We start from the raw sequence: 10,884 nt of genomic DNA, 5'->3' as shown, positions 1-10,884 counted from the left end.
CTTGATGTACAACGACCGAAGACTATCACTTAGTTTGATTAACGATTCTGAAGACATACAGCAGATTGCACACTAATTACTCTCTCAGTATCCCTGGTTTTGGATCATCTTTTTCTTGGAATACTCTAAATAAAATTTGACTTTAATTGAGGGACATTTCCGGAGATTAAGCAGTAAAATCTATATTTATGAAGATGACTATATCTCCAAAGCTAATATGATGGACGAACTCACCATTCAGTTTACGTTTGCTGTTGACGATTCAACATTAGAGGATGAGGAACGGCAAGAAATATCGAGAAAACTACTGCGCCAATTACGCAATTTAGATGAAATAGAAAAAGTTGAACGCACCGAAGACGTGAATCCCGAAGTAGGCAGTAAGCCTGGATTTGCTACTCTGGTGGGATTTTTGACTGCTGAAGTAAGTGTGAAGAATATTAAGTCTTTTCTGGGCTTTCTGGGGGAACGTTTGGGAGACAAGCCCATAATTATTAATGTAAAATCCGGTGATAAAGAAATAAAAATTGAAGCAAAAAGCAAGCAAGAAATATTAGAAATCGAGAAAATTGTAAAGTCCCTTTTTGCCATTATGGATGGAGAGGGAAATGTCTAAAAAAATAGCGCTTTTAATTGGAGTTAGTGAGTATGGAGATGGCTTGACTACACTTTTAACGCCTCCTAATGATGTGGTAGCAATGCAACGAGTTTTGCAAAGCCCTGCCCTCGGTCAATTTGATGAAGTAAAGTCACTTATAAACCCTGATTTAGTCACAATGCAAAGAGCGATAAAAATGCTATTTGCAAGTTGCAAAAAAGAGGATTTGGTGCTGCTATTTTTTTCTGGTCATGGAATCACAGATGATGATAGCAACCTTTACTTGACAACTCACATCACAGCCAAAGATGACTTTGAAGCAACTGCGGTACCTGCAAATTTTGTACATCTAGTTATGAATAATAGTTATGCAAGACGACAGGTAATAATTCTCGACTGTTGCTATAGTGGGGCTTTTGCTGAAGGATGGCGGACAAAAAGTGTGGGCGTGAATATTAAGAAACAGTTAGGTGCGGAGGGGAGAGTTGTTCTTACTTCTTCCACGGCAACACAAACATCTTTTGAGCAGGAAGGAGAAAGCCTTTCCCTATACACTAAGTACTTAGTTGAAGGAATTGAAACAGGAGAAGCAGACTATGATAAAGATGGCATAATTTATGTTCGTGAATTGCATGAATATGCTAAAGAAAAAGTTCAAGAAATTAAGCCCAAAATGAAGCCAGAAATTATTTTAGATAAGGAAGGTTTTAATATAATACTGATTCAATCAAAGAATACGCCATCTTTTCAGCAAAAACAAAAATCTCCAAGTGTAATTACAAAGTCAAAAAATAAATTTCATAATATTAAACTAATATCTGAGACAAGAAACCCATTTAAAAGGATAATTTGGCTTGTATTTATAATAATATCAATTCCCGTAGGGTTTATTGGCTTTTTGATACTATTAGTAATTTTTATGGTTATTTTTAATTGGAACTCTATCGACAATCAAGAATCTGGGAATGAGATAACACTGAAATCAATCAATGATAAACAAAAACAATTTTACATAAAATATTCAAGATTTTCTTTTGATTTAGACGATATAAAATATTATAATCCTGAAAATGAAAGCTATTTATATAAAATTGAAATTGCAGATGGCACAAAATATATCATGAAAGCTATTGCCAAAAAAGACGATTTAAAAAGTTATACAGCGATAATTTACGCAGTAAAATCAGAGGATAATTATAGAAATAAAATACATTTTTTACATTTTTTAGAAAAATTTTGTAAAACTGAAAAACCAACAAAAATACCACCTGTAACACCTCAAGTGTCTAATAATATTGTTCAATGCCCTCCTGGTTCTTATGAAATTGGAAATTCTTTCTAATACCTATTTTGCAACTGCTCAACCATTGCGCGATCGCTAACAGATCGAACCTCAAGCCCTGGGAAAGTCTGCATTTCAACGGTTTCAGAAACAAAAGGGAGCTTATGACTAGACCTATCACTAATAAAGATGACTTGGAACTGCTGATAGATGAGCTGGGACTTAAAACAGTCCTAGCCATAATCGCCACTATTTGCCAAGAGAAAGCCGATAAAGCCAAGGTACTCAAAGGTTACTACTCCGATCCATGCAAGCAGGAGCCAACATTAGAGCAGTACTTAGGCGTATTGAGTGCTGATTTTTGAATACGTTGGATGGACTAAGTAACCATTATTAAGTACTGAAAGAAAGACTCTGAGCAGGATAGAGCCTACTCAGGGTATTCTTATGGGGTATCTAAGTCCTAGTTCAGATGCCTATTGATCGCGAGAAGAATAAGCAACTCAAAGTAACTATACCTAATGACCTCCACAGAAAGCTCAAGATCATATCGGAGAGAATAGGTATTCCTATGGCTCAGATGCTTCTACAGTCAGCAGTGGAGAAGTATAGAGAAGAACTTAAGGAACTGGATAAAGAAGAATAAGTGTAAGGTTGGGTGAACCGAAGAAACCCAACCGACTCTTCCATTTAGGTTGCTCAGCATGGACATCACAGCTACGTTGCATGAAATTGCAGCCCTCAGCATTGAAGATAGAATTCGTCTCGTACAAGCAATCTGGGACAGTATTGCAACAGAGCAAGTTTACCCACAGGAACTGTAATCTGAACAATGTCCCGCCCTCCTAACACCAAGCAATTTCTGCTAGTTTACTTTGGACTGCTGTTTGGAACTGTAATCCTGGCAATTCTGGGGGAACGGTATTTCAAACTTAATGGTCGATGCCTGATTTTTCTGTTGTGTGGACCGATCTTTTTGGCAGCCGCTTGGAAAACTCCTGAAAGCTTTTACCAAGTCATTCGCTCTTTGGGTTGGTTTCGGTTGATTGAGGATGAGAGTGTCATGGCTGTCATCCTGTTTTGTCTAGGTGTCATACTGGTCTTGATTGGGCTACCATGTCTGCTTGCAGGCTAGTTGCCTGGGTCATTACCACTAACACAGCTATTGATTTCCGAGGCGATCGCTCCCACCAAACCCTACAGCCAGACGATAGAATCAGTTTATCACCGCATTGGTTTTTTGCAATGATTTACACGTCGCCTAAGCTACTGACCTTTGAAGCATTCATTGAGCAATACGGTGACAACCCGCGCTACGAACTCATTGATGGAGAATTAAGAGACATGGAACCGACAGGGCCTCATGAAGCCGTTGCCGGAAGCCTAGCGGGTAGAATATACGCTGAAATTCTGCGATTGAATTTAAACTGGTTAATCCCTAAAAATTGTCTGATTAAGCCTCCAGCCGCTGAAGCAACAGCTTTGCGACCTGATGTAATTGTTTTAGACAAAGAAGAACTACGTCACGAACCACTCTGGCAACAAGAGCCAATTATCTGTAATGGCAGCACCGTAAAACTAGTTGTTGAAGTTGCTAGTACAAACTGGCAAGATGACTATGCCCGTAAAGTGGAGGAGTATGCTTTTCTGGGCATTCCCGAATACTGGATTGCTGATTTTAGGGGGTTAGGTGGTATTCAATTCATTGGTAAGCCAAAACAGCCAACATTTACTGTTTATCAGCTAGTTGGAGATAGCTACGAGCCACGACAATTTCGGTTAAGTAAAACCATCGTATCTCCTCTGCTTCCAGCCTTACAGCTAAAGCTCGATGATGTAATGCCTTGAGTTCAGTATGATCGCTCATCGCCGTAAGTTGGGTTGACCAAGGAAACCCAACCTACAATAATGCGATCGCCATAGCAGAAATACTCCCCATGAGCTAGTCTTCCTCTACGCAACCCACAAACTACACCCTCTTTTAGCGGATGAAAATGGAATTGGTGTGGGAGGGCAAGTATGACGAATACGGGAACCGCCCCATTCAATCTATCAAAGTAGTGAATTCGTTCAACAACTTATGACCGAAGAAGCTCTATCTGGGGAACGATTTGATCAATGAGCCAGATCCAGTAGAAATAGAAGGGTAAAACTTCGACTACGCTCAGTTTTATCGTTGAGCGTAGTCGAAGCGCTAAATCTCCAGGAGATTGTATTCTGTGAAACTGAATTATATTACGAAACGGCTTTCTATTGTAGGACGCTGGATAGCTACGACTCTGTTTTGTCTGTCAGCGATCGCTTTCGTTTGGCAAGGTGCGTTTTTCTCGAACACCGCAGCAATAGCTGCTCCTACTGCAAACTTAATCGCATCAGCAGGCACGAGCGATCAGGTTAAAGGGAAAGCAAGTGTTGATGCTGGACGAGCCAAAAATTTCATCGAAGATACGAAAGATAAGGTTAAGCAAACTGCAAATAAAAATGCCGATCGCGTTGATCAAGCAACGGATGACGATGGTAGTTTCGTTGAGGGCAAAGCCAAGAGAGATAAGGCTCGAATTGAGCAAAGAGCAGAGGAAGATGCGGCTCGGACTGAGAAAGCAGTAGACAACACAAAGAATGCTGTTGAACGCACTGTTGATAGCATCAAAGATGTTTTTAGTAACTAGAGAATAGATATAGCGGTTCTCATACTGATGAAGTACAGCCCTCACCCTAAATCCCTCTCCCCGTGAGAGGGACAATGAAGCTCTTGCTCCCCTTCTCCCAATGGGAGAAGGGGTTGGGGGATGAGGGGAAACAAAGGTGACATGCTCCCGGAGAAAATGTACCTCAGTAGATTGAGAAACGCTATACTAGCTTGAAAGATTAATGTACATTGTTTGCATTCATCGCATCTAATTAAATCTGAAGGAGCGATGTAAATTGATTGGCTTTTGCCTAGCGCGTAGACTTGAAGAGAGCTTCGCGCTAGGCTAGGGCGCACCATGCGATGCTGCGGCTTCTCCAACGGAGTAGGCAAACGCTTCGCCCGATCGCCTGTGCATGAAACCCTCCTGTAATTCGTAGCACTCCATACTAGAATTCCCACCTCAGCACTGATACCCTGATCGAAGGCGAAGGCAGAGATCGGCTTTGTGCAGGAGATGTTATGAACAACTGGCAATCTGTGCGTCTTTTTGGCTTGCCAGCAGAAAAAGGCAGATGGTTTTTAATTCCGTTAGGCTCGCTTGTCCTACTATGTCTGGGAACTGTCTATTCTTGGAGTATCTTTCGCAAACCTCTAGAGGACTTATTTGGCATCAGCGCCACCCAAAGTTTATTACCGTTCACCTTCTTGTTAGTCCTCTATGCCCTGTTGATGCCAGTTACAGGATTTTACATTGATAGAATTGGCGTGGGCAAAATTACAGCGATTGGTGGTGTGGTGACGGGAATTGGCTATATCCTCTCCAGCCTAACCACAAATATTATCCTATTAACCATTACCTATGGTGTAATTGCGGGTGCGGGAGTTGGCATTGCCTATGGTATTCCCCTGGCAGTTTCAGCCAAATGGTTTCCCGATCGCAAAGGATTGGCAGTAGGCTCGACTGCCATCGGGTTTGGACTTTCTCCCTTAGTGACTGCACCGTTAGCAAAAAGCTTAATTGCTGCTTATGGAGTTCTTCCTACTTTTACGATTCTTGGGATTAGCTTGACGGCAATTATTCTAGTCATCTCAATCACCCTAAAATTACCCCCTAAGGGATGGAAACCACAAGGATGGACTCCCAGAGCGATCGATGAAATAAGCGAAAGTCAGCGGCGACAACTATGGCAATCGCCTTCCTTCTATGCTCTCTGGCTTTGCTACACCATCGGCAGCTTTGTCGGACTTTCTGCGATCGGTATTTCTAGCCCAGTGGCACAGGAAATTATTAAACTAGATGCTACCACCGCCGCGATTACGGTTTCTATATTTGCCGTCTTTAATGGAATCGGGCGTCCTTTATTTGGTTGGCTGACTGATCGCCTTCAGCCGAAGGGAGCGGCAACTATCTCTTATGTGTTGATTCTGATTGCTTCGATTTTGATGCTCAACGCTGGAGAAGGGCAAGCTTTGACTTATCTAGTTGCCTTTTCTCTGTTCTGGCTTTGCTTAGGGGGATGGTTAGCGATCGCACCGACAGCAACCCTAAATCTGTTCGATCCGGAGGACTATGCCAAGAACTATGGGATTGTTTTCACTGCTTATGGGGCGGGAGCGTTGTTAGGAACACTAGCCACTGGACAAATCAGGGATTTGTTTGGCAGCTATACTTATGCTTTTTATCTAACTGCGATTTTAGCCGTTATCGGCATTATTATTGCACAATTCAAACTTCAATCTTAAGAGGAATAAACACCCGTTTCTGGTTATTGCTTATTGCTTCTACTTCGGTTTAGGTATGTACCGTTTAACCAGATTTCGCCAGTCTGACTTATCCATTTCTTGCAGCATCTTTTGGTTGAGAGCATCATAAAGTTCATGCTCTTCTGGAAGCGCGAATGCATATCGACGTGCCTGGAGATCTGTTGCTTGGATGTTTAAAGTTCCTTTCAACGAGTTGCGATTCAAGTAACGCAGTGGAGCAGCACTGTAGACAAAGATATCAACATCGCCATCTTGCACTGCCCGCAATCCATCAAGCGGTGCCGAAAACGACTGAAATTGAATGCGCTCGTTTTGCAGATATTCTGAACTCTCAGTTTCGGGTACGCTGCCAACGTTCCTCTGCCACCAATTCTGAGGAGACTGGACAGCTTGGATTGGTGAATCCACTGTTAAGACTGATGTAATCGATGCGGTAAGCGTCGCTGTAATGCCCATTGCCACCAACATCCAAAGCAGCGCTAGAATCCGTCCCGGAATGCTCTTAGGTGTTTTATCACCGTAGCCAATCGTACTCATGGTGACGCCAGCCCACCAAAACCCTGTCCAAATACCGCGTACAGGATTTTTCTCAAACTGATCGTTAGTGTTATGTTCAAACGCCCATGCCAGTACGCCAATAATGATAAAAATTACTGAGAGCCATAGGGTAATTTGTAAAAATCGCGGGGACAGTATAGCTGTGACAATCTGTAGCAGGCTGCGTTGCGGGCGTTGGGCAACGCCAAGGGATGTTGTGTAGTAGCTGTGAGTAAAGTCAACGCGCTGTTCATCAGATGCGGTAGCGATCGCTGTAATCGCCATATCCACTGTACCATCCTGCACCTGATCAATTACTTTATCCTGCTCAACTTCTTGCCATTGGTAATCGAGATTTAGATCCCGTGCTATTTCTCGCCAAAGATGCACTCCAATTCCATCCCAGTCATTACCGTTTTTGAGCGCAAAGGGTGGAGTATCGTAAACCCCAACCACTAACGGCGAACCCTCTGACGTAGCTTGTTGACCCGCAGAATTTTCACTTTGTTCGGTTGCATCTTGTCCCAAAACTGGCGTTTGCTGAACTTGGGCAGGAATTGCAGGAGGTAATAGAAATCTTACTATTAAAATAGTGCAAAGTGTAATCAGAAATCTGCTTATTAATCGCCGGGTCATCATCAGAGAATCTTGAGAGCCTAAAACTTCTGCGTCATGCCACTATGACACACTCGACTACATCTACTTTTTGGGGTTAAGTAAGCATTGCCTGAACTAGACCTTGCCCGTTTAGTACTATTTTAGACTGTTCTGGGGCTTTCCTACACCTATCACAAGGAAGATTCAATCGCTAAGAGGCGCAATTCCAATGAATGTTTTTTCAGACGCCCGACACTTGCTATTTCAAACATTACCAGGTTTGAGCCAGCTAAATAATTCACCAACACTTAACTTTAAATCTGCAATAAATTCTGGAGTTGAGAGTAATTGTTCTGACTCTTCCAAAAACATAGGTTGTTGATGAGCAGGATAGGCAAACACAGATTTCTCTGCCGGATCGATCAGCCAACCCATCTGACAACCCGCATTGAGACAATGCAGGATATTACTGATTACTTTGGTTTGGTTTTGGTCTGGAGATAAAATCTCAATCGTCCAGTCTGGATGAGCGGCAAAAACATTGGCAATATCACCGACTATTGTGGAATGCAATTTGACCTGGGTAACGGTATTTACGATGATGGAGACTCCATTTGTGGTTTTTGCATAGCAGGCTTTGTAGTTCAGTGTGAGGTCGATCAAGCCAGTAGATATGTGTCTGATATATGCTGAAATCCAAAGGCTCACTGTGTCTCAATCCATCGAATGAAAAAGCATTTCACTTTGCTGTATCTCAAGATGGGTTTCTTCGCTCTAGGGCGATCGCCCGTGTAGGCTGGTTTTGGCTTTATTATATATCGCTATTGATGCGATCGCGCAAGTACTGCTGCCAAGCCGATCGCATCATTCCTCGTCTTATCGTCTTAGGGTGTGGGAACACGATCACTTTTCCGCAGGGAAAATATAACAATTCCAATAACTAGAAATCCGATTCCCCACCAAAGGGAGTTACCTGGGATTATCTTGAGTAAGAGCGTCACAATTCCTGAAGTAATAAGCGACCACCCTACGGTTGTTTGATACTGCATACGTTGTAATTAAGTCTTTTTACGATATCTATTGAGCACGGAGTAACTCACCCTGCTCTATTATTTAAGATAGTTAAAAAATCAAACCCTAACCTCTGTCAATAGGTATAATGCTTTGAGCAGATTTCTCGTTTTTCAACCAACTTCCATCAAGGCAGCGCACCTGCTCACCGCCTTCTCCCTGTATTCCCCTTGATAGTCTTTAGTCTTGATTTCTCATATTTACTTTAGGAATCACTTGTCTCATTCCGCCTTTAGCACCGACAGTATCCCCCTGGTAGCGAGGAATAATATGAATATTAGCGTGCATCATCTTTTGTCCGGCATCTTTATTGATATTCATTCCCACATTAAAGCCGTCTGGATAGAATTCTTGGCTTAACATCTCTTGTACTTTATTTGCCATAAACCAGCAAGCTGATTGTTCTTTAAATGGTAATTCAAAATAATTAGCTACATGACGTTTTGGCACGATAAGTACATGACCTTTACTCAAAGGATAACCATCAAACATAGCATAAGCTGTTGCTGACTCTGTTAATAAACTTAAATTTTTATGAGGATTGCAAAATATGCAATTATTAGAGGAATTTCTTTGAAAATTATAATGATTATATTCATATATCTCGCAAGATTCATCTAGATGAAGGGACTGAAAAGGAAGTTTCACAATACACTGATAGGTAGGCTTTTTGTGAATATAATGTTCTCGAAATCCTTCTTTTTTTATATCCCGCCTAACGGCATAATAGGCTTTTCCTCCCGGCTTCAATAGGTGCGAAATCTTCATTAAAACATTAGCTTGTTCTTCAGAAAAAAGAACATTTAAAACATAAAAACAGATTATTGTATTAAATTTCTCTTTAGGGTCTTGCGGCAAATAATAAGGATCATAGCCTGTAATATCTAAACCTTTTTGCCGTAACAATTTTACATCATTGCCTAAGCCACAACCAAAATCTAGAATTTTACCTTTAAGTAAATTTTTACTCAATAAAAACTGGGCGGGGAACGATAAGTAAACCCTTTCTATCGCGGTGAGATGGCTGAACTGATTTTTTTGACCTTTCATGAAAAACAATAACTAATAATGATTACACTAAATTTTCTATAAAAAATAGTGTTAATTTTTAGAATAGGTTAGATGATTAGTTAGTTCTTCAGTACTATCCCGGAATCCAAGAAACAAAACAATTTATTCTCAGTAATGTTACCGAACCCCTCACAATACTGATTTGCAGCGTGAACTTAATACCGTGAAAAGGTTCAAAAAGTTATATCGGTTCACTCAAATTTTGCACCAAAACCTCAGTAACCATAGTCTAAAGTTAATCTATTTAGATATCTCGAAACCTAAAATTTGGTGCCTTAGTAGTGTAAAATCCTAGATCCTAGAGACAGTCAAGGACAGTCAACGGAGTCTGAACAGAATGGAATCTCATCAGAAGTCAACAGTTGCAATCACGGGTGCTTCTTCAGGAGTCGGCTTGCAAGCTGCGAAGGCTCTTTCCAAAAAGGGATGGCATGTAGTAATGGCATGTCGGAATATCGAGAAGGCAGAAGAAGCTGCACAAGCGGTGGGAATGCCGCAGGAGAGCTACACCATCATGCATCTCGACTTAGCCTCCTTAGAAAGCGTTCGACAGTTTGTGAAGAACTTTAGGGCAAGTGGCAGAACCCTGGACGCTTTGGTGTGTAACGCCGCAGTATATATGCCTTTATTAAAAGAGCCGTTGCGAAGTGCCGACGGATATGAATTGAGCGTTGCCACAAATCACCTTGGTCATTTCCTCCTGTGTAACCTGATGGTGGAGGATCTCAAGAAATCATCCACTTCAGCGCCGAGGCTGATTATATTGGGAACTGTAACAGCCAATCCGAAGGAGTTGGGAGGGAAAATCCCAATTCCAGCACCTCCAGACTTAGGAGAACTCAAGGGCTTTGAAGAGGGATTCAAAGCGCCTATCTCAATGATTAACGGCAAAACCTTTAAATCTGGCAAGGCTTACAAGGATAGCAAGCTCTGTAATGTATTGACTATGCGGGAGTTGCATCGGCGCTTTCACGACTGGACTGGGATTACCTTCAGTTCCCTTTATCCAGGATGTGTTGCAGAAACAGGGCTATTCCGAAACCACTATTCCCTGTTTCAGAAAATCTTTCCCTTGTTCCAGAAATACATCACAGGCGGCTTCGTGTCTGAAGAATTAGCAGGCGAACGGGTTGCAGATGTAGTTGCCGAGCCAGAATACAACAAATCTGGAGTTTACTGGAGCTGGGGAAACCGACAGAAAAAAGGTCGCCAGTCTTTCGTTCAAGAGGTTTCTAATGAAGCCTTGGATGATGAAAAAGCCAAGCGTCTATGGGATCTGAGCGAAAAGTTGGTTGGATTGGCGTGACAGTGCCGTTTTCCTATCTCTCAGAG

At 41.9% G+C, this 10,884-nt stretch carries 11 protein-coding genes and 2 pseudogenes; 10 read left to right on the top strand and 3 right to left on the bottom strand.

Going from position 1 to position 10,884, the window contains the following annotated elements:
- Positions 1-136: 136 nt before the first annotated feature.
- The 8 genes and pseudogenes from IQ257_RS27160 (at position 137) to IQ257_RS27125 (ending at position 6,255) form a co-directional block, all read left to right on the top strand.
- Entirely contained in the window at positions 137-616 is a 480-nt protein-coding gene (locus tag IQ257_RS27160; RefSeq protein ID WP_228061074.1) for a hypothetical protein, read from the top strand.
- A complete protein-coding gene (locus tag IQ257_RS27155; RefSeq protein ID WP_193880610.1) occupies positions 609-1,940 on the top strand; it encodes a caspase, EACC1-associated type in 1,332 nt (443 codons plus the stop codon). The genes IQ257_RS27160 and IQ257_RS27155 overlap by 8 nt, the downstream gene beginning before the upstream one ends.
- A 104-nt stretch (positions 1,941-2,044) precedes the next feature.
- Complete coding sequence (locus IQ257_RS27150; protein ID WP_193880612.1) at positions 2,045-2,245, top strand: hypothetical protein; 201 nt, start codon at positions 2,045-2,047, stop codon at positions 2,243-2,245.
- A gap of 339 nt (positions 2,246-2,584) precedes the next feature.
- A pseudogene (locus tag IQ257_RS27145) lies at positions 2,585-2,692 on the top strand (addiction module protein); the annotation flags it as partial.
- Between the two features lie 20 nt (positions 2,693-2,712).
- Positions 2,713-3,015, top strand: a complete 303-nt coding sequence (locus IQ257_RS27140) for a hypothetical protein (protein ID WP_193880615.1) — start codon at positions 2,713-2,715, stop codon at positions 3,013-3,015.
- A gap of 110 nt (positions 3,016-3,125) precedes the next feature.
- Positions 3,126-3,728, top strand: coding sequence for a Uma2 family endonuclease (locus IQ257_RS27135; protein ID WP_193880651.1), 603 nt, complete (start codon positions 3,126-3,128; stop codon positions 3,726-3,728).
- 371 nt (positions 3,729-4,099) lie between these two features.
- Positions 4,100-4,549 carry a hypothetical protein gene (locus IQ257_RS27130; RefSeq protein WP_193880618.1) on the top strand — a complete coding sequence of 150 codons (450 nt, stop codon included), beginning with the start codon at positions 4,100-4,102 and terminating at the stop codon, positions 4,547-4,549.
- A 482-nt stretch (positions 4,550-5,031) separates the two neighbouring features.
- The gene (locus tag IQ257_RS27125) at positions 5,032-6,255 is read left to right on the top strand and encodes an OFA family MFS transporter (protein WP_193880621.1); all 1,224 of its coding nucleotides are present in this window, start codon (positions 5,032-5,034) and stop codon (positions 6,253-6,255) included.
- 39 nt (positions 6,256-6,294) lie between these two features.
- Here the strand turns inward: IQ257_RS27125 and IQ257_RS27120 are convergent, their stop codons facing one another.
- Together IQ257_RS27120 and IQ257_RS27115 are read right to left on the bottom strand one after the other, a co-directional pair.
- Positions 6,295-7,452: a substrate-binding periplasmic protein gene (locus IQ257_RS27120; protein WP_193933370.1), complete on the bottom strand. Its 1,158-nt coding sequence runs from the start codon at positions 7,450-7,452 to the stop codon at positions 6,295-6,297.
- Positions 7,453-7,674: 222 nt separating this feature from the next.
- Positions 7,675-7,965: pseudogene (locus tag IQ257_RS27115) on the bottom strand (Uma2 family endonuclease); the annotation flags it as partial.
- A gap of 131 nt (positions 7,966-8,096) precedes the next feature.
- Between IQ257_RS27115 and IQ257_RS27110 the strand changes: the two are divergent.
- Complete coding sequence (locus IQ257_RS27110) at positions 8,097-8,354, top strand: hypothetical protein (RefSeq protein ID WP_193880627.1); 258 nt, start codon at positions 8,097-8,099, stop codon at positions 8,352-8,354.
- A gap of 307 nt (positions 8,355-8,661) precedes the next feature.
- Here IQ257_RS27110 and IQ257_RS27105 read toward each other — a convergent pair whose 3' ends face one another.
- Positions 8,662-9,531: an HIT family protein gene (locus tag IQ257_RS27105; protein WP_193880642.1), complete on the bottom strand. Its 870-nt coding sequence runs from the start codon at positions 9,529-9,531 to the stop codon at positions 8,662-8,664.
- Positions 9,532-9,889: 358 nt separating this feature from the next.
- Between IQ257_RS27105 and IQ257_RS27100 the strand changes: the two genes are divergently transcribed.
- Positions 9,890-10,858 (top strand): protochlorophyllide reductase, encoded by a 969-nt coding sequence (locus IQ257_RS27100; RefSeq protein ID WP_193880645.1) that lies wholly within the window; start codon positions 9,890-9,892, stop codon positions 10,856-10,858.
- The last annotated feature ends 26 nt before the right edge of the window (positions 10,859-10,884 follow it).

The organism is Coleofasciculus sp. LEGE 07092 (assembly GCF_015207375.1).
In the GTDB taxonomy this organism is placed as follows: domain Bacteria; phylum Cyanobacteriota; class Cyanobacteriia; order Cyanobacteriales; family Coleofasciculaceae; genus LEGE-07092.
Note: the sequence above shows the minus strand (reverse complement) of the source record. Positions and strands in the feature narration are given on the sequence as shown.